Origin of the sequence: Paraburkholderia hiiakae (genome assembly GCF_904848665.1) — a bacterium.
In the GTDB taxonomy this organism is placed as follows: domain Bacteria; phylum Pseudomonadota; class Gammaproteobacteria; order Burkholderiales; family Burkholderiaceae; genus Paraburkholderia; species Paraburkholderia hiiakae.
The window spans coordinates 93,400-119,438 of sequence record NZ_CAJHCQ010000002.1 but is presented as its reverse complement, the minus strand read 5'-3'; the positions used below and the strand labels follow the sequence as shown (position 1 = coordinate 119,438).

At 64.4% G+C, this 26,039-nt stretch carries 25 protein-coding genes and 1 riboswitch; of the genes, 16 read left to right on the top strand and 9 right to left on the bottom strand.

Features of this window, described 5'->3' with window-relative positions; all coding sequences use genetic code 11:
• Nucleotides 1–28: 28 nt before the first annotated feature.
• Nucleotides 29–1,201, top strand: coding sequence for a two-component system sensor histidine kinase NtrB (locus JMY28_RS04455; protein WP_201694701.1), 1,173 nt, complete (start codon nucleotides 29–31; stop codon nucleotides 1,199–1,201).
• Nucleotides 1,198–1,833, top strand: coding sequence for a response regulator transcription factor (locus JMY28_RS04450; protein WP_201694700.1), 636 nt, complete (start codon nucleotides 1,198–1,200; stop codon nucleotides 1,831–1,833). Before JMY28_RS04455 ends, JMY28_RS04450 begins: the two co-directional genes overlap by 4 nt.
• A gap of 54 nt (nucleotides 1,834–1,887) precedes the next feature.
• Here the strand turns inward: JMY28_RS04450 and JMY28_RS04445 are convergent, their stop codons facing one another.
• Nucleotides 1,888–2,889 carry an AraC family transcriptional regulator gene (locus tag JMY28_RS04445; RefSeq protein WP_201694699.1) on the bottom strand — a complete coding sequence of 334 codons (1,002 nt, stop codon included), beginning with the start codon at nucleotides 2,887–2,889 and terminating at the stop codon, nucleotides 1,888–1,890.
• A gap of 246 nt (nucleotides 2,890–3,135) precedes the next feature.
• On the opposite strand from JMY28_RS04445, the gene JMY28_RS04440 reads away from it, so the two are divergent.
• The 10 genes from JMY28_RS04440 (at nucleotide 3,136) to JMY28_RS04395 (ending at nucleotide 12,590) form a co-directional block, all read left to right on the top strand.
• Complete coding sequence (locus JMY28_RS04440) at nucleotides 3,136–4,191, top strand: BKACE family enzyme (RefSeq protein ID WP_201694698.1); 1,056 nt, start codon at nucleotides 3,136–3,138, stop codon at nucleotides 4,189–4,191.
• 129 nt (nucleotides 4,192–4,320) lie between these two features.
• Complete coding sequence (locus tag JMY28_RS04435; RefSeq protein ID WP_201694697.1) at nucleotides 4,321–5,652, top strand: MFS transporter; 1,332 nt, start codon at nucleotides 4,321–4,323, stop codon at nucleotides 5,650–5,652.
• Nucleotides 5,653–5,726: 74 nt separating this feature from the next.
• Entirely contained in the window at nucleotides 5,727–6,707 is a 981-nt protein-coding gene (locus JMY28_RS04430; RefSeq protein ID WP_201694696.1) for a quinone oxidoreductase family protein, read from the top strand.
• A 10-nt stretch (nucleotides 6,708–6,717) separates the two neighbouring features.
• Complete coding sequence (locus tag JMY28_RS04425; protein ID WP_201694695.1) at nucleotides 6,718–7,566, top strand: TauD/TfdA dioxygenase family protein; 849 nt, start codon at nucleotides 6,718–6,720, stop codon at nucleotides 7,564–7,566.
• 22 nt (nucleotides 7,567–7,588) lie between these two features.
• On the top strand, nucleotides 7,589–8,149 hold the full coding sequence (locus JMY28_RS04420; protein WP_201694694.1) for an RBBP9/YdeN family alpha/beta hydrolase: 561 nt from the start codon (nucleotides 7,589–7,591) through the stop codon (nucleotides 8,147–8,149).
• Nucleotides 8,136–8,846 carry a DsbA family oxidoreductase gene (locus tag JMY28_RS04415; RefSeq protein WP_201694693.1) on the top strand — a complete coding sequence of 237 codons (711 nt, stop codon included), beginning with the start codon at nucleotides 8,136–8,138 and terminating at the stop codon, nucleotides 8,844–8,846. Before JMY28_RS04420 ends, JMY28_RS04415 begins: the two co-directional genes overlap by 14 nt.
• 42 nt (nucleotides 8,847–8,888) lie before the next feature.
• Entirely contained in the window at nucleotides 8,889–9,221 is a 333-nt protein-coding gene (locus JMY28_RS04410; protein WP_201694692.1) for a Rieske (2Fe-2S) protein, read from the top strand.
• 59 nt (nucleotides 9,222–9,280) lie between these two features.
• A complete protein-coding gene (locus JMY28_RS04405) occupies nucleotides 9,281–10,912 on the top strand; it encodes a 3-(methylthio)propionyl-CoA ligase (protein ID WP_201694691.1) in 1,632 nt (543 codons plus the stop codon).
• Nucleotides 10,913–11,006: 94 nt separating this feature from the next.
• Nucleotides 11,007–12,158, top strand: a complete 1,152-nt coding sequence (locus tag JMY28_RS04400; RefSeq protein WP_201694690.1) for a porin — start codon at nucleotides 11,007–11,009, stop codon at nucleotides 12,156–12,158.
• A gap of 33 nt (nucleotides 12,159–12,191) precedes the next feature.
• Entirely contained in the window at nucleotides 12,192–12,590 is a 399-nt protein-coding gene (locus tag JMY28_RS04395) for a BON domain-containing protein (RefSeq protein ID WP_201694689.1), read from the top strand.
• Nucleotides 12,591–12,825: 235 nt separating this feature from the next.
• On the opposite strand, the gene JMY28_RS04390 is transcribed toward JMY28_RS04395, so the two are convergent.
• Both JMY28_RS04390 and JMY28_RS04385 read right to left on the bottom strand, forming a co-directional pair.
• A complete protein-coding gene (locus JMY28_RS04390; RefSeq protein WP_201694688.1) occupies nucleotides 12,826–13,626 on the bottom strand; it encodes a DUF2182 domain-containing protein in 801 nt (266 codons plus the stop codon).
• 8 nt (nucleotides 13,627–13,634) lie between these two features.
• Nucleotides 13,635–14,399 carry a DUF899 domain-containing protein gene (locus JMY28_RS04385; protein WP_201694687.1) on the bottom strand — a complete coding sequence of 255 codons (765 nt, stop codon included), beginning with the start codon at nucleotides 14,397–14,399 and terminating at the stop codon, nucleotides 13,635–13,637.
• A 149-nt stretch (nucleotides 14,400–14,548) separates the two neighbouring features.
• Here JMY28_RS04385 and JMY28_RS04380 point away from each other — a divergent pair, with 149 nt between their 5' ends.
• Nucleotides 14,549–15,769 (top strand): helix-turn-helix domain-containing protein, encoded by a 1,221-nt coding sequence (locus JMY28_RS04380; protein ID WP_201694686.1) that lies wholly within the window; start codon nucleotides 14,549–14,551, stop codon nucleotides 15,767–15,769.
• 35 nt (nucleotides 15,770–15,804) lie between these two features.
• Entirely contained in the window at nucleotides 15,805–16,446 is a 642-nt protein-coding gene (locus JMY28_RS04375) for a Vgb family protein (RefSeq protein ID WP_201694685.1), read from the top strand.
• Nucleotides 16,447–16,495: 49 nt separating this feature from the next.
• On the opposite strand, the gene JMY28_RS04370 is transcribed toward JMY28_RS04375, so the two are convergent.
• The 5 genes from JMY28_RS04370 to JMY28_RS04345 form a co-directional block, all read right to left on the bottom strand.
• Nucleotides 16,496–18,457 carry a TonB-dependent receptor domain-containing protein gene (locus JMY28_RS04370; RefSeq protein ID WP_201694684.1) on the bottom strand — a complete coding sequence of 654 codons (1,962 nt, stop codon included), beginning with the start codon at nucleotides 18,455–18,457 and terminating at the stop codon, nucleotides 16,496–16,498.
• Between the two features lie 101 nt (nucleotides 18,458–18,558).
• A riboswitch (cobalamin riboswitch) is annotated at nucleotides 18,559–18,740 on the bottom strand.
• 469 nt (nucleotides 18,741–19,209) lie between these two features.
• Nucleotides 19,210–19,794 (bottom strand): universal stress protein, encoded by a 585-nt coding sequence (locus JMY28_RS04360; protein ID WP_201694683.1) that lies wholly within the window; start codon nucleotides 19,792–19,794, stop codon nucleotides 19,210–19,212.
• 194 nt (nucleotides 19,795–19,988) lie between these two features.
• A complete protein-coding gene (locus JMY28_RS04355; RefSeq protein ID WP_201694682.1) occupies nucleotides 19,989–20,537 on the bottom strand; it encodes a glycine zipper family protein in 549 nt (182 codons plus the stop codon).
• A gap of 76 nt (nucleotides 20,538–20,613) precedes the next feature.
• Nucleotides 20,614–20,799 (bottom strand): DUF3563 family protein, encoded by a 186-nt coding sequence (locus tag JMY28_RS04350; RefSeq protein ID WP_201694681.1) that lies wholly within the window; start codon nucleotides 20,797–20,799, stop codon nucleotides 20,614–20,616.
• A gap of 61 nt (nucleotides 20,800–20,860) precedes the next feature.
• Entirely contained in the window at nucleotides 20,861–22,207 is a 1,347-nt protein-coding gene (locus JMY28_RS04345; protein ID WP_236596687.1) for a sensor histidine kinase, read from the bottom strand.
• A 223-nt stretch (nucleotides 22,208–22,430) separates the two neighbouring features.
• Here JMY28_RS04345 and JMY28_RS04340 point away from each other — a divergent pair, with 223 nt between their 5' ends.
• Entirely contained in the window at nucleotides 22,431–23,144 is a 714-nt protein-coding gene (locus tag JMY28_RS04340) for a response regulator transcription factor (RefSeq protein ID WP_201694679.1), read from the top strand.
• A gap of 145 nt (nucleotides 23,145–23,289) precedes the next feature.
• Here JMY28_RS04340 and JMY28_RS04335 read toward each other — a convergent pair whose 3' ends face one another.
• Complete coding sequence (locus tag JMY28_RS04335) at nucleotides 23,290–23,865, bottom strand: PadR family transcriptional regulator (RefSeq protein WP_201695171.1); 576 nt, start codon at nucleotides 23,863–23,865, stop codon at nucleotides 23,290–23,292.
• Between the two features lie 127 nt (nucleotides 23,866–23,992).
• Between JMY28_RS04335 and JMY28_RS04330 the strand changes: the two genes are divergently transcribed.
• Entirely contained in the window at nucleotides 23,993–26,014 is a 2,022-nt protein-coding gene (locus JMY28_RS04330; RefSeq protein WP_201695170.1) for an NADPH-dependent 2,4-dienoyl-CoA reductase, read from the top strand.
• Nucleotides 26,015–26,039: the final 25 nt, after the last annotated feature.

Genomic DNA, 26,039 nt, shown 5'->3' with positions numbered 1-26,039 from the left:
GCCACGCGGTCTCCCGGACGGGAAGGCATTGGCTACGCCCCAAACCGGCCACGCCTCGGCGCAGGCCACGCAGGCTATCGCGCAAAGTGTGCACAGCGTTCTCGAAGTCGTGCCCGCGGCGGCGCTCGTGATCGACGAAGCGGGCAGCGTAGCCTGGGCCAATGGCATGGCCACCCGGGTGCTCGGCTACGCCTTGGGCGAATTGATCGGCATGCGTATCGAGGCCGTGCTCGTGGCCTGGAAGAAAGACGAGCGCCCCGTATCGTTCGCCGCATTGCAGAGCGAGCAAGGCAGGCCGCACAGCGTGACGCGCGTGGCCATCGCGCGCTCGAAGAACGGCGCCGATATCGACGTTCATGTGAGCGCTTCGGCGTCGCTCGCCGCCGGACCGGCGGCGCGCATGGTGGTCGTCATCGAACCGGAAAGTCACGACGCGACACTCGCGCAACCGGGCAGCGAACCCCGCCGGCTGCGTCGGGAATGGGCAGCCGAAGTGGGCGACATGGCCGCCGCGCTCGCGCACGAAGTCGACCAGCCGCTCACGGCCATTCTCAGCAACGCGCAGGCGGCGCAGCGGTTTCTCGCCCAGAACCCGCCGGCCGTGAGCGACCTGCGGGAACTGCTGGGCGAGGTCGTGTCCGATAGCACGCGTGCGCACGCGATCATCCGCAAGATGCGCCAGTCCGCACGGTGCGAGCCGCCCGAGATGTGTCCTGTCGATGTCGGCAGCCTCGTGCGCGACGTGATCCGCCTGCTGCGCCGTGAAACGGAGACCTGTGGCGCGGCAGTGGGCGCGCGGATCGAAGACGCCCTGCCGCAAGTGCATGCCGACGCGGTTCAGCTGCAGCAGGTGCTCGTCAATCTGCTTTTGAACGCGCTCGACGCGGTGCACGACTGCCGCGCTGAAGATCGCAGGGTGTGCATCGTCGTCACGGCCAGCGAGGATCGCGGCAAGGTGCGCCTCGCCATCCGCGATCATGGGCCTGGTGTCGATGCCGACCGGCTCGTCACGCTGTTCAAGCCGTTCATGACGTCCAAGCCGCAAGGGCTGGGTCTTGGCCTCTCCATCAGCCGCACCATCGTCATGGCGCACGGCGGCCAGCTATGGGCCGAGCGCAACGCCGACCGCGGCCTGACGTTCAATATCGAACTTCCCGCGGAGGGCGCGTACGTGCAGACGAATACGCGTTTTTCACCATGAGTTCGCCAACTCCCATCGTGTTCGTCGTGGACGACGACGAACATGTTCGCAACGCGCTATGCCGCTTGCTGCGATCCGGCGGCTATACGGCAGAGGCCTACGGCAGCGCCAGCGCCTTTCTGCAGGGCGCGGATCTGGCGAGCGCGCCGGCGTGCCTGCTGCTCGATCTCCAGTTGCCCGACTTGAGCGGCATTGAATTGCAGCAGCGGCTCGAGGGCAGGGTGCCGATCGTCTTTGTTTCGGCCCACGGCGACATGGGCACGGCGGTGCAGGCGATGAAGGCGGGCGCATCGGATTTCCTGACGAAGCCGATCGACGCGCGCGTGCTATTCGAAGCCACGTCGCGCGCGCTCGAGCGCGGCTGCCACCTGTTCGAACAACGCGAGCAGCGCGCCGAGATCCAGCGCCGCGTCGAAAAGCTCACGCCGCGCGAGCGCGAGGTCATGGCGCTCGTGGTGACCGGCCGCCCGAACAAGCTCGTGGCCGACGAACTGGGCGCGGCGGAGAAAACGATCAAGATTCACCGGGCCCGCGTCATGGAGAAGATGAAAGCGAACTCGCTTGCCGATCTGGTGCGGCTCATGACCACGTTCGATTCCGACGAGCCGCATCCGCTTTCGCATACGGGCTGAGGGGCTGGGGGGACTAAGGGGCTGAGGGGCAGGGCACGCGCGCCACAACTCCCGTCACTTCAAATGGCTATTGCGCCAGTCGCGCGGTGTCATGCCAAAGCGCGCGCTGAACCAGTTCGTGAACGAGCCCTGCTGCGCATAGCCGAGCAGGTCGGAAACCCGCCCGATGGGGTAGCGCGGGTTGTTCATGTAGCGCACGGCGAGCTCGCCCCGCACTTCCTCCACGAGTTGCGTGAAGCTCGTACTGGCAGCCCCGAGCTGGCGCTGCATGGTGCGCACACTCAGGCGCAGATGCGCGGCCACCCCTTCGACGCTGGCCCGTTCGAGCGGCAGCAGCAGGTAGATCGCCTTGCGCACCTCGAGCGCGGCGGAATCGATGCCCGACACGTTGAGCGAATCGGCGAGGCTTTCCGCGTAGCGCACCAGCTCCGGGTCGGCGGCCGGGTTCGGGTAGTCGAGGTCGGCGGCCGTGCACACGAAGCCGTTGAAGTCGCTGCCGAATTCCAGCGGACAGCCGAAAAAACGCCGGTGATATGTGAGACTGGGCGGCGCCCGATGAACGAAGTGCACCGCGCGCGGTTTCCAGTGGTCGCCGAGCAGCGCGCTGGAGTGGCGTGCGAGCACGCCCACCGCGAGCTCGATGGCCTGGTGTGTCGGCGTGCCAGGATCGACGACCAGTTCCTCGCGGATCGTGACCGTCGCGCCCGTATCTTCGACATATACCGCGAGCGCTTCGTTGAGCAGATGCCGGTACTCGGCGGTGGCGAGCAGCACCTCGCGCAGCGTGCGCTTGTGCGCGAGCAGAATGTTGACCACGCCGGCGCCGAACTTGTGACGCGTTTCGGCCATTTGCAGCGCGAACGTGGGGCAGGCGGCCTTTTCCGCCGAACGCTCCAGCAACCGGCACGCGGCGGCGGCGGGAATGCGGTGGTCCGGGTTCGCAAGCGCCGCCGTGTCCACGCCCGCCTCGTGCGCAAGTTCGACCGGGTTCAGCCCGACGCGCTTCGCCACGTCGAAATAGCCGCTCAGCGAGACCGCGCTCAGGGTCGTTTCCATAGTCGTGTCTCCTCGATGCTGCACCTTCGCCGCGCCATGTCAGCCCGTAAAACATGGGCGTGCGCTGATATCGGTGTTAACGCCTGGTGGCGCGAAAAACTAAAACGATGGCGCGCGATCAGAAAAGTGTACCGCAGGATTGCCGTATCTTGCATCTCAACGGATCAGCCAAGTTCCGAGCGGTATTTCAGGCTCCTGGCCACGTTGCCAAACATTGAAATACCGCCCCCCATATTGGAGAGCACGATGCAATTCCTCGACGATTCGCTGCACCCTGAGAATCAGGACAAGGTTGTGATCACCACCGCGCCGTATGGCCCGGAATGGATGCCCGAAGACTTCCCGGAAGACATTCCGGTGACGATGGAAGAGCAGATCCAGAAGGCCGTGGACTGCTACAACGCGGGCGCAACGGTGCTGCACCTGCACGTGCGCGAACTCGACGGCAAGGGCTCCAAGCGTCTCTCGAAGTTCAACGAGCTGATCGCGGGCGTGCGCGCCGCGGTGCCGGACATGATCATCCAGGTGGGCGGCTCGATCTCGTTCGCGCCGGAAGACGACGGCCAGGCCGCCAAGTGGCTCTCGGACGACACGCGCCACATGCTGGCCGACCTCGAACCGAAGCCGGACCAGGTGACCGTGGCGATCAACACCACGCAGATGAACATCATGGAGCTGCTCTACCCGGAATACCTGGAGGGCACTTCGCTGGCGCACCCGGCACTCATGGCCGCGTATAGCGAAATGACGGTGCCGGCCGGCCCGGCATGGGTGGAGGAGCATCTGCGCCGCCTGCAGGCTTCGGGCATCCAGCCACACTTCCAGCTCACGGGCATCCACGCGCTCGAAACGCTCGATCGCCTCGTGCGCAAGGGCGCGTACAAGGGCCCGCTGAATCTCACGTGGATCGGTATCGGCGGCGGCTTCGACGGCCCGAACCCGTTCAACTTCCTCAACTTCGTGCACCGCGCGCCCGATGGCTGCACGGTCACGGCGGAATCGCTGCTCAAGAACGTGCTGCCGTTCAACATGATGGCGATGGCCATGGGCCTGCACCCGCGCTGCGGCATTGAAGATACGATCATCGACCAGCACGGCGAGCGTTTCACGTCCGTGCAGCAGATCGAGCAGTGCGTGCGCGTGGCGCGCGAGCTGGGCCGCGAAATTGCCACGGGCAAGGAAGCGCGCGAGATCTACCGCATTGGCGTGCAGTACGACACCGTCGACGAAACGCTCGCGGCCAACGGCATGGCGCCGAACCGCGTAGCAGGTGTGAAGAACCTGCCGCTGCGCGCGGCGTAATGGCAGTGGGGCCCGGCGCGTAAGCGCGCCGGGCCTTGAAACGGGTGTTTGGCGCTGGGCCCCTGCCTGCCGGCAGACCTGAGAGAACAACGCAACCCGACGAAGAGCGGGACACCTAGGAGACAACCCATGCTCACGCATGCTGAGCCCACTGCGGGCGAATTGACGACGACCGAGACGAGCGTGCCCGCTTACGCGTGGGTGGTGTTCGCCTTGACGGTCGGGCTGCTGCTTTCGGACTACATGTCGCGGCAGGTCCTGAATGCAGTGTTCCCTCTGCTCAAGACCTCATGGAATCTCTCGGATACGCAACTCGGTTCGCTGAGCAGCGTGGTCGCGCTGATGGTGGGCGTGCTCACGTTTCCGCTTTCGGTACTCGCCGACCGCTGGGGCCGCGTGAAGAGCATCGTCCTGATGGCGGCGCTGTGGAGCATCGCCACGCTGGGCTGCGCGCTCTCGACGAACTACGGCGAAATGCTGCTCGCACGCGCCTTCGTGGGTATCGGCGAAGCGGCTTATGGCAGCGTGGGGATTGCCGTTGTCCTGAGTATTTTTCCGGTGCGGCTGCGCTCCACGATCACAGGCGCGTTCATGGCGGGCGGCGCGTTCGGCTCGGTGCTCGGCATGGCGCTGGGCGGCGCGGTCGCGGCGCAGCACGGCTGGCGCGCGGCATTTGGCGCGATGGCGGCCATGGGTATCGTGCTGGTCGTGATCTATCGCATCGTCGTCACCGAAAAGCGGATTGCCACGCTGCAGCCGGCAAGCGTGAGCCGTGATGCGAATGGCCTTGGGATGCGCATGAGCCTGCGCGCGCTGCTCAAGGGCCTCTTTTCCACGCGCTCCGTGGTGTGTGCGTATGTGGGCAGCGGCGTGCATCTGCTCGTGCCCGCGGCCGTGTGGAGCTGGCTGCCGAGCTTTTTGAACCGCTATTACGGCATGGCGACCGGCAAAGCGGCCGCGACCGCCGCGCTGTTCGTGCTGGTGACGGGCGTTGGCATGGTGGTGTGCGGCAACCTCGCGGACCGCTTGAGCAAGGATAACGGCGCGCGGAAATGGAGCGTCGCCATCGCGTACTGCCTGATCTGCTTCGCGCTGCTCACGGTCGGCTTGCGCATGCCGGCTGGCCCGGCGCAGCTCGCCCTGATCGGCGCCGCCATGTTCTTCTGCGCGGGCGCAGCGGGCCCCTCGGGCGCGATGGTGGCGAACCTCACGCCGCCTTCGATCCACGCTTCGGCGTTCGCCACGCTCACGCTGGCGAACAACCTGCTCGGTCTTGCGCCTGCCGCGGTGCTCACGGGCATCGCCGCGGACCATATCGGCCTGCTTGGCGCGCTGCAGCTCGTGCCGTTTGCGCCGCTCGTGGCGGCAGCTGTTTTCCTGATCGGCAAGCGTAACTACGCCGTCGATCTGGATCGTGTGAACGCACTGCGCGAAGAAGCCGGTGGTCACGCACAACGATGAATCTGATTTTGCAGTCTGAGTCAGCTTGACTGAGCTTGAGTCACTGCGTTTGAGTAACGGATAGGAGATTGAACATGGCCAAAGCAGTTCGCTTCCATGAAACCGGCGGTCCCGAAGTCTTGCGCTATGAGAGCGTTGAAGTGGGCGACCCCGGCCCCGGGCAGGTCCGCCTGCGCCATGAGGCAGTCGGCCTGAATTTCGCCGATACCTACTTCCGCTCCGGCCTGTACCCCGTTCCGCTGCCCGCTGGCATGGGCGTGGAAGCCGCGGGCGTGGTCGAGGCCGTGGGCCCCGAGGTGACCAACGTGGCAGTGGGCGACCGCGTGACCTACACCGGCTTCATCAACACGCTCGGCGCGTACAGCACCGAACGCCTGATCCCGGCGGCGCCGCTCATCAAGCTGCCCGACGCGATTGCGTGCGAAACGGCGGCCGGCATGACCATGCGAGGCCTCACTTCGTCGTACCTCATGCGCCGCATTCACGACTTCAAGGCCGGCGACACGATCCTGCTGCATGCAGCGGCGGGCGGTGTCGGCCTGATCGTCTCGCAGTGGGCGAAGCTGCTGGGCATCACGGTGATCGGCACGGTGTCGAACGAGGCGAAAGGCGAAGTGGCGCGCGCACATGGTTGCGACCACATCATTTACTACGGCCGCGAAGATGTCGCGAAGCGCGTGCGTGAACTGACGAACGGCGTGGGCGTGAACGTGGTGTTCGACAGCGTGGGCAAGGACACCTTCGAAGCGTCGCTCGATTCGCTCAAGCGCCGCGGCCTGATGGTTTGCGTGGGCACGGCTTCCGGCCCGATTCCGCCGTTCAATCCGCAGATCCTCGCGATGAAGGGCTCGCTCTATCTCACGCGCCCCGCGCTGGCGGACTATATCGCCGACCCCGCGGAAAAGAACGAGCTGGCTTCCGAGCTGTTCGGGCACGTTGCCGCGGGCCGCATCAAGATCGAACTGAATCAGCGTTACGCGCTGGAAGACGCGGTGCAGGCGCACCGCGACCTCGAAGCGCGCAGAACGACGGGGTCGTCGGTCTTCGTCATCTGAGGGGCTCAGCATGAAAGTCGAACAACTGACCTATGCCATCGGCGCGGAACTGACCGGCGTGAATCTCGCCGATGCCGTTCACGACGACGGGCTCTTTGCCGAGATTCGCGCGGCGCTGCTCAAGCACCGCGTGCTGTTCCTGCGCGACCAGAACATCACGCGCACCGAGCATGTGGAGTTCGCGCGCCGCTTCGGCGAGCTGGAGGACCATCCGGTGGCGGGCAGCGACCCGGATCATCCGGGCCTCGTGCGCATCTACAAGAACCCCGAGCAGCCCAACGACCGCTACGAAAACGCCTGGCACGCGGATGCCACCTGGCGCGAGGCGCCGCAGTTCGGCGCGGTGCTGCGCTGCGTGGAGTGCCCGCCCGTGGGCGGCGACACGATGTGGGCGAACATGGTGCTCGCATACGAGAAGCTGCCGGAACACGTGAAGGCGCAGATCGACGGCCTGTATGCGCGCCACAGCATCGAAGCGAGCTTTGGTGCGGCCATGCCGATCGAAAAGCGCCATGCGCTCAGAGCGCAGTTTCCTGACGCGGAACACCCGGTGGTGCGCACGCATCCGGAAACTGGCGAGAAGGTGCTGTTCGTGAGCGCGTTCACGACGCACATCACGAACTATCACACGCCCGATCGTGTGCGCTTCGGTCAGGACGCCAATCCGGGCGCGGCCGACCTGCTGCGCTATCTCGTGAGCCAAGCCTATATTCCGGAGTACCAGGTACGCTGGCGCTGGAAGCCGAACAGCATCGCGATCTGGGACAACCGCAGCACCCAGCACTATGCCGTGATGGACTATGCGCCCTGTCACCGCAAGATGGAACGCGCCGGCATTATCGGCGACAAGCCGTACTGAAAGCGCGCAGGAGACCAAACAAATGACGCAGGAAACCACACCGACCATTTTGATGGTCCCGGGGTTGCGCGACCACGTGGCGGAGCACTGGCAGACGCTGCTGGAAAGCAAACTGCCCAAGGCGGCTTCCGTGCCGCCTCTCGAGCACGACAAACTGAGCTGCGCGGCGCGCGTGGCCGCGCTCGACGCGGCGCTCGCGAAAATCGACGGTCCCGTTATCCTCGTGGCGCACAGTGCGGGCGTGATGATCACGGTGCATTGGGCGCAGCAGCACAGCCGCAGGATTCATGGCGCGCTGCTTGCCGCGCCGGCGGACCTCGAAACGCCGCTGCCGCCGGGTTATCCGGCATTCGAAACGCTCGTCGAGCACGGCTGGAACCCGATTCCGCGCAAGCCGCTGCCGTTCCCGAGCATCGTGGGCGCGAGCCGCAACGATCCGCTCGCGCAATTCGAGCGCGTGGAGTCCATGGCGAAGGATTGGGGCAGCAGGCTTGTTGACCTGGGTGAAGTCGGTCATCTGAATCCCGCAGCGGGATTTGGCGAATGGCCCATGGCCGAGATGTTGATCCATGAACTTGTCTGATCAAAAGTGGGCGGCGCAGGCGAGTCGCGACGCGGGTGAACCGGCCGTATTGACGATCGAAGCCTTCTTCGATTTCATCTGCCCCTGGTGCCTGATCGGCAAGCGCAATCTGGATGCGGCGCTCGCGCGTTTCGCGAGTTCGCGGCCCGATGTGCGCGTGCGTGTGCAGTGGCGCTCGCACCAGCTGCTGCCGTGGACGCCGCTCGAAGGCCTGCCGTATCAGGCGTTCTATCGCGACCGCCTGGGCAGCGCCGAAGCGGTGGCCGCACGGCGCGCGCAGGTGCAGCGCGCGGGGCGCGACGCGGGTGTCGAGTTCGCGTTCGAGCGCATCGAGCTGCTGCCGAATACCGCCGCCGCGCACGACCTGGTCACGTTCGCCGCTAGCCGCGGCACGCGCGAACAGAGCGCGGCGCTGATCGAGCGCGTGTTCACGGCCTACTTCATGGAAGGTCAGGACATCGGCGACTACGCGGTGCTCGAACGTCTGGGTCTTGAATGCGGCCTCGAACGCGAGGGCCTTGAGGCGCACCTTGCGGCATCGAAACGCCTCGCGGACCCGACCGGACAGCGCGTGCCCTTCGCCGACCCGCAGGTGACCGGCGTGCCCTATTTCGTGTTCAACACGGGTTATTCGCTCTCTGGCGTGTATTCGCCGGTCGCGATGGCCGGCGCGATGGCGCTGGCGCTCGCAAACTGAGGCGAGTCGCGGCGAACCGAGGGAAGTTGAGGGGAAAGAGAAATGACACGTGAAGTACCGGTCGGCGTGGCCGACGAACTCGCGCCGGGCCAGCGCAAGCTGGTTTTCGTCGATGGCCGCAGCATCGTGCTGTTCAATATCGACGGACAGATGCACGCGGTCGACAATTCGTGCCCCCACAACGGCGCCTCGCTCGCGAGCGGCCCGCTCGAAGGATGCATGTTGCGCTGCCCGGCGCACGGACTGCGCTTCGACGTGCGCAGCGGCTGTATGCCGGGCGCGGGCGGACTGAAGCTCACGACGTTTCCTGTGCGGACCGTGGAAGGAAAGCTGCTGCTGAGTGTGATGGGAACGCCGGCTTCCAGCCAGGCATAGCCGAGCGGCACTGCATTTAAACGTCGCACACGAACAAAAGTTACTTAGGATAGCAAACCATGCAAGGTATGATGATGGAGCAACCGCTCCTGGTTGCTTCGCTGCTCAAGCATGCAGAACGCCATCACGGCGCGCGCGAAATCGTCTCGCGCCGCGTGGAAGGCGACATTCACCGCTACTGCTACCGGGATCTCGCGCAGCGCGCGCGCCGCATGGCAAATGCGCTGTCGAGCCTCGTGATTGCGCCGGGCGAGCGCGTGGGTACGCTGGCCTGGAATGGCTACAGGCACATGGAGCTGTACTTCGCGGTTTCGGGTTCGGGTGCTGTGCTTCATACGCTGAATCCGCGCCTGCATGCCGATCAACTCGTGTACATCATCGAGCATGCACAGGACCGCGTGATTTTTTTCGATCTCACGTTCTTGCCGCTCATCGAAAGCGTCGCGGCACGTGTGACCTCTCCGAGATTTTTCATCGCCATGACCGATCGCGCGCATATGCCGCGCACCCATAGCCTTGGATCGCGACTTCTTTGCTATGAGGATCTGATCGACAATCACAAGGACGATTTCGAATGGCCGCTGCTCGACGAAAACAGCGCCTCGTCGCTCTGCTATACGTCGGGCACGACTGGCAATCCGAAAGGCGTGCTCTATAGCCACCGCTCGACGCTGCTGCACACCTACGCCGCGGCGTTGCCCGACGCGCTGAACTGCTCGGCGCGCGACGCGATCCTGCCGGTGGTGCCGATGTTCCATGTCAATGCGTGGGGCCTGCCGTACATCGCCTGCATGACCGGCGCGAAGCTCGTGTTTCCGGGCGCGGCGCTGGATGGCAAGTCGCTGTATCAACTGATCGAGGAAGAGCAGGTCACAGTTTCGGCTGGCGTGCCGACTGTCTGGCAAGGGCTGCTTGCGCACGTCGAATCGGTAGCCGGTTCGTTCTCTTCCATGCGCCGTACCATCATCGGCGGCGCGCCGTGCCCGACCGCGATGACCCAGGCGTTCCAGAAGCGCCATCACGTCGACGTGCTGCATGCATGGGGCATGACGGAGCTGAGCCCGGTGGGCACGGTTTGCAGTTTCAAGGCGCATCAGACCGGGCTGGCCGAAGATGAGCGCTACGCGCTTCAGGCGAAGCAGGGGCGCTCGGTGTTCGGCATCGACATGAAGATCGTCGACGCCGCGGGCGAGGAACTGCCCTGGGACGGCAATGCCGCAGGCGATTTGCAGGTGCGCGGCCATTGGGTCGCGAACGAATACTTTGGCGGCGATTACGCCTCGCCGCTGCAGGACGGCTGGTTCCCGACCGGCGACGTGGCGAAGATCGATGCCGACGGTTTCATGCAGATCGTGGATCGCAGCAAGGACGTGATCAAGTCGGGCGGCGAGTGGATCAGTTCCGCCGACATTGAAAACGTCGCGAGTCTGCACCCCGAAGTCGCGACAGCCGTGTGCATTGCGGCGCGCCACCCGAAGTGGGACGAGCGGCCGCTCTTGCTGATCGTGAAGAAGCCGGGCAGCGCGCTCGAGGCGGCCGACTTGCTGATGTTCTTCGACGGCCGCGTGGCGAAATGGTGGAAGCCCGACGCCGTGCTGTTCGTCGACGCCGTGCCAATTGGCGCGACGGGGAAGGTGCTCAAGAACCAGTTGCGTGATCAATACGGCGGCCACTACCTGCAAGCTGGTTAAGTCCCTGGTCACAGAGTTTTCATTCAGGTAATACCCTTCAGGCAACAACAATAGGCGCCGGGACACCCGGTAGCCACACACACGGAGAGAGACAATGAAATTGAAGTTCGGCAGCCTGGCAGCGTTGGCCCTGTTCGCCAGCGCAGCGCATGCGCAATCGTCGGTCACACTTTATGGCGTGGTTGACACCGGTGTGCTGTATCAAAGCACCTCGGCGGCAAACTTTTCAGGGACTGCCAAGAATCTGGGAAGCGTCTGGCAACTCAAGGACGGCGGCATCTTTTCGAGCATCTGGGGTTTGAAGGGGACGGAGGACATTGGCGGCGGCTACAAGATCAACTTCAAGCTGCAAGGCTCGTTCACGTCGAATAACGGCAAGTCGGGCCTGTCCGACACGCCGGGCGTGACCGCGCTCTTCAACCAGATCACGACCATTGGTGGATCGGGTTGGTTCGGTTCGATCGACGCGGGCCGGCAGATCATTCCGATGATCTACGCGATGGCGGACACCGACGTTCGCGGCGCGCAATACTTCGGCAGTATTCTCACCGCGTGGCTGGGCCTCAATCAGGCGGCCGGCTGGCCGGGCACGAGCACGAACGCGCCGATCGGCGCGCTCTATGACAGCAACGCGATCGTCTATAGATCGCCGAAGTTCTATGGCGCTTCGCTCGAGCTGGAGTACGCGCCGGGCGGTGTGCCGGGCCAGTTCCAGGGCGGCACGCGCGAGTCGGCGGTGCTCAAGTACTCGAACTACGGCCTGAACCTGGCTGGGGTCTACTACAGCGGGCACGACACCAACCCGTTCGCGGGAAACTATCCCACGACGCCGGCTGCGCCAGCCACTGGCCGCAACAACAACAACTTCTACTACGTCGGCGCGATGTACACGATCAGCGGATTCTCGATATCCAGCTCGTTCAGCTCGTCCAACGCGTCCAGCTTGTTCACGAAGGCGACCTACAACTTCGAAATGATCTCGGCCGGCCTGGGTTACCAGTTTAGCCCGGTCTTCAAGGTCACTTCGGGCTACTACTATTTGAAGGACCGCAACAACTCGGCGAATCACTCGAGCGAAGTTGCCGTAGGCGCTGAATACAACCTCTCGAAGGCGACGAAGGCTTATGCCCAGGTCGGCTACGTCAGCAATAAGGGGACCATGAACCAGACGATCATCTACGGTGCGCCGGTCGCGCCGGGCCAGTCGACGACGGCGGCGATGGTGGGTATTCGTCACGCGTTCTGATCCTCATAAACTCAAGAAAAAACGGAGCAATTTATGAAGAAAACCACGGTAGCTGGGTTGGCAATCGCGACGTTCGTCGCGGCGGCTTCCATGAGTGCGTGGGCACAGCCCCAGGCGTCCGCCAGCGCGCCCGCCCAGGCGCAGGCGGCGTCCGCGACGGCGGCTCCGGGCGCAGCGGCCTCCGCGGCGGTGCCCACGGACAGACAGGCGAATCGCGCCATGCGCCGCAAAGTGTACGCGGCCATCGGGAAGGACAAGTCGATCAACGCGGGCAACATCAGCGTGGGCGCCAAGGGTGGTGCGATTACGCTCAACGGGACCGTTTCGGACACGGCACAGATCGCCAAGGTCGAGGACATCGCGAAGGGTGTTCCCGGTGTGACGTCGGTGACCAACAAGCTGACGGTCAAGAAGTCTTTCGGCGGCATGTGAGCCGCCATAAGAGGCGCGCAGTGCGGCGCGACCGGGTGTCCCCCCGGTCGTGCCGGGCTTCGCCCAGCAGCGCAGAGGTTGACTCCAGTCCGCCTCTTGCTGTTACTCCGGACTGCTAATAACAATCCGGAGCGTCGATCAGGCTCGTGTGCAGGCGCGAGTCTGGAGGCGTGAGTTCGACGTTAGAGTCGGAGCGTTTTATCGCCGTTTCGCGAGTGCGGAACGGCGATTTTTTTTATGTAGCCACCGCCCGCACCACCATTACCACTCCCACCGCGATCGCAGCCACCCCGATCCCCCGCGCGACTCTTTCGCCACCTGGCACCCATCTCTCCGCGGCAATAGCCGCAGCGACCAGAGCCATCGCTGGCCGATCCATCACACCGGCCGCAAGCAGCGCCGCCATCAAATTCCCGCAGCAGCACAGGCAGTGCCGACCGATCCTCAAGCCGTGACGCAGTGCGGCCTGCACATCGAGCCGCGCATGCCCGCACGACGGCGAGTACCCGCAGCACGCAAGCCACCGCGCTTTCCACGCAGAGAACTGCAACACGCCCGAGATCACGACGATAACGCCCGCCGCGGCTGGCGCGGTATGCGCCAACGCAGGCGCGGCGACGGCAAGCGCTGTAAGTTGCGCACCCGCCGCGAACACGAGCACCCCAACAAGCAGCCAGACAAGGAAATACCCCGCCGCAGCTATCGCAGTCATCCGCGCAGCGCGCGCATGCTCCACGGCCTCAAAGTACCGCCACAAAGCCGGCGCGACCGCAGGCAACATCATCGCGATCGTCATCACATTCCACATGCCGGCAAACGATACGGCGGCGTCGAACCAGGTGCGTCCGCACATGGGTGCCCAGAGTGCGGACATCGTCCAGCCGCCGGGCATGGGCGTGCCGCCCATCGCCTCCATCGAAGCGCACCAGACGAACGTCACCGCTGCGCTCGCCGCAAAGACCAGCGACGAAACGCTGAAGAAAATCACACGCGGCGCGCCGCTGCGCCGCCGTACCGTTATGCCGACGCTATCCATGACGCACCTCAGCTTTGCGTGTACTCATCGTGCCGGTGCCACCAGATGCCGGCCTCGTTGCGCCCCTTCGGCGCGCGGTCGAGCCACTGGTACATGCCCCACACGCCATCCAGACCGCGCGCATAGGTCGAGTACGTGTGATAGACCACGCCGTCCTCCAGCACGAACGCGCTGAGGCCCGGGCGGTCGCGCGTGTAGGTCGCCGCGTCGGTGCCGCAGCTCGCTGCGAACTCGACAACGGGCGCGGGCGGAGGATTCATGTCCATCGCGTGGCCGCTGCGCGCGTAGTTGTATTCGATGTCGCCCGCGCGCTGCTGCGCCGTGGTGAACGACACGTTGAAATCGAAGTTGAAGTCATTGCCGCTCGATGAGGCCCACGGAAATTGCCATCCCATGCGCTCGCGGTAGCCCAGCAGCTTGGCAAGCGGCGCGCGCGATACCGCCATGAGCCGAACGTCGTGATTCGCGAGATGCACGGCGATGCCATCGAAGCCATCCGCAATCGACGAGCACGACGGGCAACCGGCCGCGTAGTCCGGCCCGAACATGAAGTGATAAACGAGCAGTTGCGAGCGCCCCTTGAACAGATCTACGAGCGTGGCGCCCCCATCTTCGGTTTCGAAGCGATACGTCTTGTCCACACGCACCCACGGCAACGCCTGGCGCTGCTGCGCCAGTACGTCCCCGCGCCGTGTGTGCTCCTTTTCGGCCGCGAGCAGTTCGATACGTGCCGCAAGCCAGTCTTCGCGCGTTCCTGTGGTATGGGTTGCCATTGCTTGGTCCTCCTATGGATTCACCAGAGTGGCGGCGTGCTGTGCGCACCGCCGCGTCGTTCGATCGATGATTCGGTTGATCGCCGTGTTAGATTAGGCGCGGACCGAGGAGGCAGGGGAGTGACAAGTGTGGCGGGATTCGCATGACCATGGATTCGCTGATTACGGCAGCGGCGCACGCGCTCGCAGCCGGTGATCCGCTCGGCGCGCTGAACCGGGTCGCATTGCGCGACGACGCGCCCGCGCTCGCGCTGCGTGGCATCGCCATGGCGCAGCTCGGCGACTTCGCGCGCGCAAAGGCGCTGCTGCGCAGCGCGGCGCGCGGCTTCGGCTCGCGCGAGGCAGTGGCGCGTGCTCGCTGCGTCGTCGCCGAGGCCGAGATCGCGCTCGCTTCGCGCGATCTCGGCTGGCCCGCCGATACGCTCGCTGCGGCGCGGCAAACGCTCGAAGCCCATGGCGACCGCCTCAATGCCGCGCACGCGCGCTACCTGGAGATTCGCCGTCTGCTGCTCATTGGCCGGCTCGACGAGGCCGGGGGCATGCTCGCGCAGGCCGATCCCGCGCCGCTGCCGCCCGCGTTGCGCGCGGCGCACGAGTTGATCGCCGCCGGCATTGCCATGCGGCGCATTCAAACGCAGGTGGCGCGGCGCTCGCTCGCCGAGGCCGCACGCTCAGCGCGCGAGGCGGGCATCGCCGCGCTGAGCGCCGAGATCGAGAGCGCCGCGCTACTGTTGACTTCGCCGGCTGCGCGCCTCATTGCGCGCGGCGAAGAGCGGGTGCTCCTGCTGGAAGACGTCGAGGCGCTGCTCGCGTCGAAAGCGCTTGTCGTGGACGCGTGCCGCTACGTCGCGCGCGAGGGCGCGACGATCATCGAACTCGCAAGGCGCCCCGTGCTGTTCGTGCTCGCCCGCGCGCTCGCCGAGGCGTGGCCCGCCGATGTGCCCCGCGACGCGCTCATCGCCCGCGCCTTTCGCACGAAGCACGCCGATGAAACGCACCGCGCGCGCCTGCGCGTGGAAATTGGCCGCTTGCGCACGCTGTTGCGCGACGTAGCGGATATCGGCGCGACCCAGCAGGGCTTTGCGCTCGCGCCGCGCAACGCGAGCGAAGTGGTGGTTCTCGCGCGGCCTGTGGAAGAAAAACACGCGGCGGTGCTGGCCTTTCTCGCCGATGGCGAATCGTGGTCGAGTTCGGCGCTGGCACTCGCGCTCGGTGCGAGCCAGCGCACCGTGCAGCGCGCGCTCGATTCGCTCGCCACGGCGGACAAGGTGCAGTCGTTCGGCTATGGCCGTGCGCGCCGCTGGACCACGCCGCCTGTTCCCGGATTCGCGACGACCTTGTTACTCCCCGCGCCGCTACCGGGCGATTAGGATGAACGCCTGTCCCTTCACCCAAAGGAGAAAACATGAAACGTTCGACGGCTGAGATCGTTCGCGAGTATGGCCCTTATCCGGGCGTCGAGAAGGTGGGCGGCGTCACCTACGACGGCAAGCAGGTGTGGTTCGCCGTGGGCGAGCGCATCGCCTCGCTCGATCCGGTGAGCGGCCAGCCGCAGCGCTCGATCGACATCGCGGCGCACGCGGGCACGGCCTTCGACGGGCGGCACCTGTTCCAGATCGCCGAGGACCGCATCCACAAGATCGACCCCGAAACGGGCCGCGTGCTCGCCACGATTCCCGCGCCCGGAGGCGGTGGCGACTCGGGCCTCGCGTGGGCGGACGGCACGCTCTGGGTCGGGGTGTATCGCGAGCGCAAGATCCATCAGATCGATCCCCAGACGGGCGCGATTCTGCGCACGCTCGAATCGAGCCGCTTCGTCACGGGCGTGACGTGGGTGGACGGCGAGCTGTGGCACGGCACCTGGGAAGGCGACGAGAGCGACTTGCGGCGTATCGATCCGGGCACGGGCGAAGTGCTGGAACAGCTCGACATGCCGCCCGGAACCGCCGTTTCGGGGCTGGAGTCCGATGGCGGCGAGCAGTTCTTTTGCGGCGGCGGGAACAGCGGGAAGATTCGCGCGGTGCGGCGGCCGAAGCGTGAAGGCTAGGCGAGCGGGCGGGCAAAAAGCTTAAGCGCACCCGCTCGCAGGCAACGCGTCAAAACGTATAGGTCACCTTGCCAAACGCCGTGCGCCCGAGCGTGTTGTACCCGTAGGCGGTCACATACTGCCGGTTGAACACATTCGCAAGCGTGGCCGAAAGCGCCAGATGCGCATTGACCTGGTACGAGGCGCGCAGGCTCACCGTCGTCCACGAAGGCAGGTAGAGGGTGTTGAGCTGGTCGTCGAACGTCGAGCCGTTATACAGCAGCGAAACGCCGGTGCTGAGCGCGTGGAGCTGGAACTCGTCCCACGTGTGATCCACGCTCAGACTCGCCGTCTGGCGCGGGCGGCGATTGAGCCAGGTCTGGTCGGTCACGTCCTGCGGATTCAGGATCCCCACCGTGAGGCTCACCGGTGTGTATTTGCCGAGCGTACCTTTGTACGAGAGGTCGAGACCCTGAATGTGCGCGCGGCCCACGTTCACGGGCAGGAAAGTCTGCGAGTTGTACGTGATGAGATCGTGCACGCGCGTGTCGTACACCGCTGCCGTGAACGTGCCGATCGACGTGGTGGCGTCGAGCGCGGCCTCGACCGAGTCGCTGCGCTCGGGCAGCAGGTTGGGGTTCGAGTAGCCCGGATAGTACAGGTCGTTGAACGTGGGCAGGCGGAACGCATTGCCATACGAAACGCGCGCCGTGTAGACCGGCGTGATCGCCCACGAGAGCGCGACGTTGCCGGTATTGACCGCTTCCCCTTGCACGATCTCGTGCCGCCCCGCGAGGAACAGCGTGACCGGTCCGAGCGTGGTCGACTGATGCATCGACACCGCGGAATCGTTGCGCGCGGGCAGGCCTCCCGGCACATCGACCGGCAGGAACGCCAGTTCGCGCGTGTAGTCGTAGGCGAGCTTGGTCTCGCCGTCGAGCGGCATGCCGAAGAGCGTGTGGCCCCTTTCCTGATGCGTGAGCGACGTGGAGGTGGAAAAGCGCGTCGAGTCGATTTCGTCGGTCGGGATCGTCGGGTCGTTCGAATAGAGGAACTGACGGTCCGTCGCGTAGCCCACGGACTGGTCGAACTGCGTGGTCGGCGTGATGTCGAGGTGGAACGCGAGGCCGGTCGTGAGCTGGTTGTCGCGCTGGCGGTCGTTGCCTCCCGCGTTGTCGTAGGACAGATCGGAGCGGTGGTAAAGCGCGAAGGTCGAGATCGACCAGTTGTCGTACGCGTAGCCAAGGCGCGCGTCCAGGTTCTGCGCATGGTAAGGGTTGCGGCCGTCTTCGTGGCCGTAAGCCCAGGGCTGCGTCGCGTCGATACCGGCTGTGTTGTAGTCGTGCAGGCCAAGCGAATACGTGAGGCCGCTCAACGCGGACAGCGGCCCGGTCGAGGGGATCGTGCCCGAGGTGCGCACCTGCGTGTCGAAGGTCTTGTTCGAGCCGCCGCCGAACGACACGGTGGTCTGGTTCGGCTGGTTCGACGCATGGCGCGTGAAGAGTTGGACGACGCCGCCCATGGCGTCCGCGCCGAACGAGGCGGCCGCGGGGCCCGAGATCACCTCCACGCGGTCGAACGAGGCGGTCGCAAGATCGCCCCATTCGGCCGTGCCGGTGGTGACGGAGCCCACGCGGATGCCGTCGATGAACACGGCCACCTGGTCAGCCGACGACCCGCGGATGCTCACCCCCGTGTACGACCCCGGGCCGCCCGTCTGCGAGACGGTGACGCCGGGCAGCGTGGCGAGCGCCTGCGCGATACTGGGGTCGGCGGGGGAGACGCGCTCGAGGTCTGCGCGCGTGAGCACCTGAGTGCTCGCGTAGCGCTGGTCGAACGATTGCGGCAGATGCTGCGTGTCGCCCACGACGAGGATATTGGGCAGCGTGGTGTCGTCGCTGGGCTGCTGCGCCTGGGTGGGCGATGCGTTGGCGGCGTCGGTGGCACCAGCGGTGGCAACAGCGGTAGCATGCGCGGTTTGCCACGCACAGGCGAGCGCGGCGGAAGTCAAAACGAATTGGCGAAACGTCATGATGCAGTGGCTGGAAACAGCTCCCGTATAGGGCTGTCCTTGCAACGGGCGACCGCCGCATGGGCGGTGCTTGCGCATTGGGGATCCCCGCCCGCTGCGGCTGCTGGACTCGGCTGATGGCAGGTCTCCTGGCTCGCGGGTCGACGTCCGTTGCCGGCCTTCCCGGTTTCCCAGTGGCCCTCTCTGGCATGGACTCGCCGCTGACAGTTGCGGGGGCAGCCGCAGTCTTGCACTGCGTTCCCTTTTGATCCCGTCGCCGGGAACCATCAGCGCGCAAGGGTAATGGCCACGCATTCCGCGCGTCAACCCTTGCCGGGTGCGGTGTGGCGAAAACACCCGTTTTGGCCTCCCCCAAGCTGCTTTTCGCACATCGCTTCTGACGACGGACCACGCCCGCCTCGCGCTCGATCGCCTTAATTGCCTCAATCGCCTCGATCGCCGATCTTGATCACGACCTTGCCGAACGCCTGCACGGTTTCGTCGAACGCGTAGACGCGGTCGATGACAGGCTGGATGCGATGCTTGTCGAGGAACGGATTCATTCGCTCGAACGACGCGCGGCGCAACGGCGATGCCGCGGATCGTGGTTTGCCGGAAGAATTTTGGGGTCTGGATAACGACGAAACGTTAGGGAAATTCTAAAAGTACATAGGATTCCATATAAATAAGGAGGGGCGGTGAGCTTTGGCGGAAACATCGAGCGCTGCGGCGCGACGCACTTACGTCGGCGAACCCATCGTGATTGTCGGCGCTTATGGTTGCGGTTCCGGAGTGGCCCGTTCGCCGTGCACCGGCCCTCGCAGCGGGCGTTGGACAGCGGGCGCGGAGCGCGTTTTGCCGATGATCTGTACGGGCGTGCTCGTGTGGCGCTGCACGGACGCGGCGATATCTTCGTTCAAGAAGCGCCACCAACCCCGTTTGCGCTTGCCCAGAAGAACCCGCACGGCACCTGCCGCGTCACAAACCGCAGCTATCTGGCCGCCGATGGTCGAACCGGACAGAGGCGACGTCAAGAGGCGCGCTTCAGCGCCGCGTCGATTGCCCTCCAGTATCTTCATCGCGCGGGCCAGCGTCGTCCGGCCGCCTTCTTCCATTGCGCACACGATCAGGCCGTAGTCGAAGTCGCCCATCCCCGTAAAACAGGGCGTCAAGTCGACGATATGCACGGCGACAATATGCGCGTCGCAATTTCTGGCGGTGTCGAGCGCCGTCGCGAGGAACGCGTCGGTCGGATTCTGGTTGATTGCAACAACGATGGTCTTGGACATTGAGCGGGCCTCGGCTGATGAAGGGGATTGCAGGAACAGCGGTTCGCGTCTCCTGAAGTCCATGTTCATCTTGAAGCGGTTGAGTTAGCGACGGGTTAGGGTGCGGCGCATTCAGTTTGCTATTTCGTTTTCGCAGTTCAAAACGGCTGCAACGTCAGTCCGGGCAAGCCGTGCTAAACGAAGTGATAGTGGACGTTCGGGAAGAACAGCCGCATCGGCAAACCTGCATCGTTTGTCGAGGTGTGAAGCGCAATGTGAAGCCCTCAGTACGCCCAGTAGCCGAGGGGGCGCGGATAGCCATAGACAACCGGGGCCGGTACCAGGACGGGGGGCGGCGCATACGCGGGCGCAGTCGCATAGACGGCCGGCTGCGTGATCCTGTTCCCCTTCGACGCCATGCATTGCGAGTAAGCCGCGTCATAGCTGGCCTGCAAACTTGTGGAACTCGCCTGGGCGTTATTGGCGCCCACGGCACTCCCGAGCAGCAAGCCCGCTCCGGCGCCGATCGCTGCGCCAATACCGGCATTGCCTGCCGCCGCACCCAAGAGCGCCCCAGCCGCCGCGCCGCCCGCCGTGCCGATCGCCGTACTGCCCAGCACATCGTGGCTCGCCGAAGGCGGGGTGGTGCCGTCCGAGCGGAAGGCGTAGTTCCGGCATGCATAGTCCTCCTGCTGGAACTCGCCTAGCGGCTTGCCTTGCGGGGGCAATGCGACCACGCTTGGGCCGGTTGGCGGGATGACGGCGCACCCGCCGAGGCCGAGGGCGACAATACAGGCGGATAGGGCAAGGCAGGCGGTTCGTGAGGATTTCATGATGAGAGTGTCCAGTAAGTGCACGGATAGCATCCTGGCGCTGGAAAGTTAGGCCTGGGTTATACCTCGTCGCGTTTCAACGCCGCCAGTCGGTTTGCGCGTCGGGATAGTAAGGGGCGAACGGATTGTGGTGAGCATCGAAGTACTGGTTTCGGCGCTCGAGTTCTGCGAGATCAGCCGACGAGGCGAGGTAGACATCGCGTCGTTGATCTTCCATGGCGGCGAAGTGTGCTTCGAGCTTGCTGATGAGTCTGGCGAACATGATGTTTCTCCTTGAACGGGGACGGAGGCCCGTCGACGAGAAGCATCTTGGCAAAGCAGAATTAGTCGCGAGTTAGCTGGACCGAACGCGTGGCCTTGGCGAGCAGCGGAAATTCCACTACGGCTCGCAGCCCCGTCACGCCGTCATGGCGATTATCGAGCGTCACGCGACCGCCGTAGCGTGTGACGATTGCGCGTACGATCGCGAGTCCCAGACCGCTTCCCTCGACGTCATGGTTCACGCGAAAGAACCGGTCGAATACGCGAGGTAGCGCCTCTTCAGGAATGCCAGGTCCCGTGTCCGCAATTTCGATGCGTGCATGACCCTCGGTGGCGAGCACGCGCAAATCGACAGAGCCGCCTTCCGGTGTGTAGCGCAGCGCGTTGCCGATAAGGTTCTTGACCACGGCGTGCAGGTCCGACTCGGTTGCGCAGATGCGTGCCGGCGTCAATTCGCTCGCGCCGATGTCGATGCGCTTCTGGTTGGCGATGGGCAGCAGCTCAGAGACGACCGAAGCAACGACCTCCGTAACGTCGAGCGCAGCGGGCGGCGTCGAGGTCGTCTGCGCATCCGCGCGCGCTAGCTGCAACAGCTGCGCGACGAGTGTGCTCGTGCGTTCGATTCCACGCCGCAGAGCCTGGAAGCGTTCGCGGTTTTGCGGAGCGATGTCGCCTTGCAGATTGTCGGCCTGCAATTTCAAGGCGGTGAGCGGAGTACGCAGCTCGTGTGCGGCATCGGAAATGAAATCGCGCTCGAGCCGCATCGATTCGTCGAGCCGCGCGATCATGCGATTGATCGAACTGACGAACGGACGCAACTCGACGGGGAGGCCTTCGTCCGGCAGGGCCTCGAGACGCGTCGAATCGATTGCCTGGGCGCGGCGCCCGAGCCGGTCAAGCACCCGGAACGCACGGCGCACGCAAATGTAGACCGCGATCCACACGGCCGGAATCAGCACGTAAACGGGCATTAGCGCGTGTGCCGCGCTATCTTGTGCCATACGTACCCGCACTGACATGCGTTGGGCGACCTGGATCACCTCGTCATAGGTGACGAGCGTATAGACACGCCACGCCTCGTGCGCGGCGATTTGCTGCGAGAAGCCCGTGGGCGAATTGCGGTCGAACTCGACGGCGCTGTCCGTCGTGCGAGCGGGAGACTTGTGTTCTGCAGTCCAAACGATGACGACGATGTCGTCGGCATTGCTCGAGCCAGGGGAGCGGTGCGGAATGGCCGCCTCGTACACTTCGCGTATGCGCCCCGCAACGTTCGAGAGCCGATCGTCCAGCAGGGCATTCACGCCTACGAGGGCGAGCCGGTAGGAGCTCACGCCTTGCACGATTCCGAAGATGGAGAGCAGCAGGCCTAGCGAGACGATCAGCTGGGTGCTGAGAGATCTGGCTTTCATGAGCATGACGGTTCGCCCCGCGTTAGCCAGTGGAGGATGGCGGCCCGCCGCCGCGCCGCCAATGCTGGCTCGTGCGCCAACGATATCAGATTATGGGGACGATACGTTGCCGGGCCGCGCTGCGCTATCGGGCGCTTGCTTTTGCTCGCGTCGCCGGATCACAATCGCGCGTGCGCAGGCGAACGTCTGCCTTGGAGCAGCCTATTCATGCGGATGACTGATCATGCGAATCCTCATCGTTGAAGACGACATCGATATCGGCCAAAGCTTGATGCGCGCATTGAAGGACGCCGGCTATAGCGTGGACTGGATCCGGGACGGCACGCAGGCCAGGGAGGCCGTGGTGGGCAATGCGTATTCGATTGTGCTGCTGGACCTCGGTCTGCCAGGCTCTGACGGCATCGACGTTCTGTCCACTGCGCGAGGGCGCGGCTGTACCACGCCGGTGCTCATCGTGACGGCTCGCGACGACATCGAGACCCGCATTCGGGGCCTCGACATCGGTGCCGACGACTACCTGCTCAAGCCCTTCAACACCTCCGAGCTGCTGGCGCGCATTCGCGCGGTGCTCCGCCGCCACGCCGGGTCAGCGGTTTCGGTGCTCGGCGACGAAACGTTGGGCCTGAATCTCGATACTCGCGAACTCTCTTTCAAGGGGCATCGCGAGGTGCTGTCCGCGCGCGAGTTTTCTCTCATGGCAGCATTGCTGGAGCGGCCCGGCATGATCCTCTCAAGAGCCCAGCTAGAGGACCGGCTGTATGGCTGGGGCGAGGAAGTCGAGAGCAACGCTGTGGCCGTGCTCATACACGGTGTGCGCAAGAAGTTCGGACACGACGTGATACGGAATATTCGGGGCTTCGGCTGGACCATCGACGTGGCCGCCCGCGACGAGCAACCAGGCTCGCCGTCAGCCGACGGGTGCGAGTCGCGCGAATGACAGCGTTCGCGCCTTCGCTCCAGCGACGACGGTCAACACTGGAAACGCAATCGGAAGTCGATTCGTGATACTTCGCGCATCTAAATGTTTGAAATCGTCTCTGGGTCGTGAAGCCGTGGCCCGGATTTTTTATGCGCTCGGTAACTCACTCATCCGGCGTTCGGCGAGTCGAGACTGATCTGGAATCGCGCGGCGGTTTCTCGAACGCAGCCAATGCAGCATTCAGAGTTTCCAGCCAACCGCTCTCGTAGCCGATTCCAGCCTGCAGCACGACAAGCTGCAGTGCAGTCTCCCGGTCCCGCGGTTCGACCGCGAAGTCGCGCTTTTCGATCTCACGGTAGTGCGCAAGCTTGCCGGCATGCAACGAAATGCGGCGCCGGATCTCATTTTCCAACCCGGTAGGTCCGACCGCCGCTTCTGCTCGCAGTCGGACCATGAATTCATGACGTAATGCCGCGGGCTCTTCTTCCTGCGTGATCCATCGTCTCAGTTCAGTCTGGCCTGCCGGCAAGATCCGGTAAGCGCGCTTGCGGCCGCGGGTGGATTCCTCAGGTAATGACTCGATGAACCCCGCTCCTTCGAGATGCCCCAATTCGCGATAAATCTGTTGATGCGAGGCGCTCCAGAAGTAGCCAATTGACTTGTCGAAGCGGGTCGCCAACTCGGATCCGGAGCAGGATCTTTCGACGAGGGCGGTAAGCAAAGCGTGAGGGAGCGACATCTGAGGAGAGCAGGTGATATGGACTGAAGATAAAGGATTTCCTCTAAAACTATACATTCCCTTGCTCGTTCATGAAACTAGTTGCATGATGGCTCACATCATCTATGCAACTAGTTTCATAAACGTCATGGAACATTATCCCAATCTGCTGCGCCCGCTTGATCTGGGTTTCACCACCCTGCGAAACCGCGTCCTGATGGGCTCGATGCACGTCGGCCTGGAAGAGGTGCCCGAGGGCTTTGAGCGCATGGCCGCCTTCTACGCCGAGCGTGCGCGCGGAGAGGTCGGCTTGATTGTGACGGGGGGCATTGCACCGAACGAACGCGCTCGACCCATGCACGGCGGCGCCATGCTGACCACGGAGGCCGAAGCGGAGCAGCACCGCGTGATTACCCGGGCAGTCCATGCGGAAGACGGCAAGATTGCGATGCAGATCCTGCATTTCGGGCGATATTCATATCAGCCGAAGCTGGTTGCGCCCAGCGCCCTGCAGGCACCGATCAATCCTTTCGTGCCTCACGAGCTGACCGACGAAGAGGTCGAGCAGACGATCGACGACTATGTTCGCTGCGCGGCGCTCGCACAGCATGCGGGCTACGACGGGGTAGAAGTCATGGGCTCGGAGGGCTACCTCATCAACGAGTTCATCGTTGCGCGCACGAACCATCGCAATGATCGTTGGGGCGGTAGTTACGAGAACCGTATTCGCTTTCCTGTAGAGATCGTGCGGCGCATCCGGGAGCGCGTTGGCCGCAGCTTCATCATCATCTACCGCCTCTCCATGCTCGACCTCGTGGAAGGCGGGTCGACGCTAGAGGAAGTCACCCGCCTCGCGCAGCTCATCGAACAGGCTGGTGCGACCATCATCAATACGGGCATCGGCTGGCATGAGGCTCGTATACCGACCATTGCCACGAAGGTGCCACGCGGCGCTTACGCCTGGGTCACGCAGCGGCTGATGGGCAGCGTGTCGATTCCGCTCGTTGCCACCAACCGCATCAACACCCCCGAGTTGGCGGAACGTCTGTTGGCTGAAGGCGCTTGCGACATGGTGTCGATGGCACGTCCCTTCCTCGCCGACGCCGCCTTCGTGCGCAAAGCTCGCGAAGGCCGCGCCGATGAAATCAATACCTGCATTGGCTGCAATCAGGCGTGCCTCGACCATACGTTCGCAGGCAAGGTCACGTCTTGCCTGGTGAATCCACGCGCCTGCCATGAAACCAAAATCGTTATCCGGCCTGCGCAACAGCGCAAGCGGGTCGCGATTGTGGGCGCAGGTCCGGCGGGTCTCGCCTGTGCAGTGACGGCGGCCGAGCGTGGCCACTCGGTGACGCTGTTCGAGGCCGGCTCCGAAATCGGTGGACAGTTCAACATTGCGAAGAAGGTGCCCGGCAAGGAAGAGTTCGAGGAGACGCTACGCTACTTCCGGCGCCAGCTCGAACTCAAAGGTATTGCGCTTCGCCTCAACACGCGTGTCACCACGGAACTCCTCATGCAGGGCGAGTTCGACGAAGTGGTGATCGCCACCGGCGTCGTGCCGCGCGATTCCCGGATCGCTGGTGCAGACCATCCCAAGGTGCTGGGCTACCTCGACGTTCTGCGCGACGGCAGATCCGTCGGGCGCGATGTAGCCGTTGTCGGCGCGGGGGGCATTGGCTTCGACGTAGCCGAGTATCTGGTGCACGACGGCGAAAGCGCTAGCCTGGACCCCGCGAAATTCTTCGCCGAATGGGGCGTGGATACAACCTATACGGGGCGGGGCGGTTTGCGGCAGCCGCATCTGGAGCAGCCTGCGCGTCATGTGCATCTGCTGCAACGCAAGAAGTCGAAGGTAGGCGACCGGCTTGGAAAAACCACTGGCTGGATTCATCGCACCGCACTGAAGGCGCGTGGCGTGGACATGGTGTCCTCGGTGGAGTATCAACGCGTTGACGAGGACGGGCTACACGTGACGATCGACGGGGAGCCTCGGACTCTCGCCGTGGACAATGTTGTGATTTGCGCCGGGCAGGAGCCACTGCGCGATCTGGCCGATCAATTGCAGGCCGCCGGTCGCGCTGTCCATGTGATTGGCGGCGCTGACGAGGCCGCCGAGCTGGATGCCAAGCGGGCCATTTACCAGGGCACCACGCTCGCAGCAGCGCTTTGACGATCCCATTGTTCGGAGAACGGAG

Bases quoted from the DNA above. Each gene is read 5' to 3' on its own strand.
- JMY28_RS04450 (WP_201694700.1), top strand. From the start codon at position 1,198: ATGAGTTCGCCAACTCCCATCGTGTTCGTCGTGGACGACGACGAACAT.
- JMY28_RS04445 (WP_201694699.1), bottom strand. From the start codon at position 2,889: ATGGAAACGACCCTGAGCGCGGTCTCGCTGAGCGGCTATTTCGACGTG.
- JMY28_RS04440 (WP_201694698.1), top strand. From the start codon at position 3,136: ATGCAATTCCTCGACGATTCGCTGCACCCTGAGAATCAGGACAAGGTT.
- JMY28_RS04435 (WP_201694697.1), top strand. From the start codon at position 4,321: ATGCTCACGCATGCTGAGCCCACTGCGGGCGAATTGACGACGACCGAG.
- JMY28_RS04430 (WP_201694696.1), top strand. From the start codon at position 5,727: ATGGCCAAAGCAGTTCGCTTCCATGAAACCGGCGGTCCCGAAGTCTTG.
- JMY28_RS04425 (WP_201694695.1), top strand. From the start codon at position 6,718: ATGAAAGTCGAACAACTGACCTATGCCATCGGCGCGGAACTGACCGGC.
- JMY28_RS04420 (WP_201694694.1), top strand. From the start codon at position 7,589: ATGACGCAGGAAACCACACCGACCATTTTGATGGTCCCGGGGTTGCGC.
- JMY28_RS04415 (WP_201694693.1), top strand. From the start codon at position 8,136: ATGAACTTGTCTGATCAAAAGTGGGCGGCGCAGGCGAGTCGCGACGCG.
- JMY28_RS04410 (WP_201694692.1), top strand. From the start codon at position 8,889: ATGACACGTGAAGTACCGGTCGGCGTGGCCGACGAACTCGCGCCGGGC.
- JMY28_RS04405 (WP_201694691.1), top strand. From the start codon at position 9,281: ATGCAAGGTATGATGATGGAGCAACCGCTCCTGGTTGCTTCGCTGCTC.
- JMY28_RS04400 (WP_201694690.1), top strand. From the start codon at position 11,007: ATGAAATTGAAGTTCGGCAGCCTGGCAGCGTTGGCCCTGTTCGCCAGC.
- JMY28_RS04395 (WP_201694689.1), top strand. From the start codon at position 12,192: ATGAAGAAAACCACGGTAGCTGGGTTGGCAATCGCGACGTTCGTCGCG.
- JMY28_RS04390 (WP_201694688.1), bottom strand. From the start codon at position 13,626: ATGGATAGCGTCGGCATAACGGTACGGCGGCGCAGCGGCGCGCCGCGT.
- JMY28_RS04385 (WP_201694687.1), bottom strand. From the start codon at position 14,399: ATGGCAACCCATACCACAGGAACGCGCGAAGACTGGCTTGCGGCACGT.
- JMY28_RS04380 (WP_201694686.1), top strand. From the start codon at position 14,549: ATGGATTCGCTGATTACGGCAGCGGCGCACGCGCTCGCAGCCGGTGAT.
- JMY28_RS04375 (WP_201694685.1), top strand. From the start codon at position 15,805: ATGAAACGTTCGACGGCTGAGATCGTTCGCGAGTATGGCCCTTATCCG.
- JMY28_RS04370 (WP_201694684.1), bottom strand. From the start codon at position 18,457: ATGACGTTTCGCCAATTCGTTTTGACTTCCGCCGCGCTCGCCTGTGCG.
- JMY28_RS04360 (WP_201694683.1), bottom strand. From the start codon at position 19,794: ATGAACATGGACTTCAGGAGACGCGAACCGCTGTTCCTGCAATCCCCT.
- JMY28_RS04355 (WP_201694682.1), bottom strand. From the start codon at position 20,537: ATGAAATCCTCACGAACCGCCTGCCTTGCCCTATCCGCCTGTATTGTC.
- JMY28_RS04350 (WP_201694681.1), bottom strand. From the start codon at position 20,799: ATGTTCGCCAGACTCATCAGCAAGCTCGAAGCACACTTCGCCGCCATG.
- JMY28_RS04345 (WP_236596687.1), bottom strand. From the start codon at position 22,207: ATGAAAGCCAGATCTCTCAGCACCCAGCTGATCGTCTCGCTAGGCCTG.
- JMY28_RS04340 (WP_201694679.1), top strand. From the start codon at position 22,431: ATGCGAATCCTCATCGTTGAAGACGACATCGATATCGGCCAAAGCTTG.
- JMY28_RS04335 (WP_201695171.1), bottom strand. From the start codon at position 23,865: ATGTCGCTCCCTCACGCTTTGCTTACCGCCCTCGTCGAAAGATCCTGC.
- JMY28_RS04330 (WP_201695170.1), top strand. From the start codon at position 23,993: ATGGAACATTATCCCAATCTGCTGCGCCCGCTTGATCTGGGTTTCACC.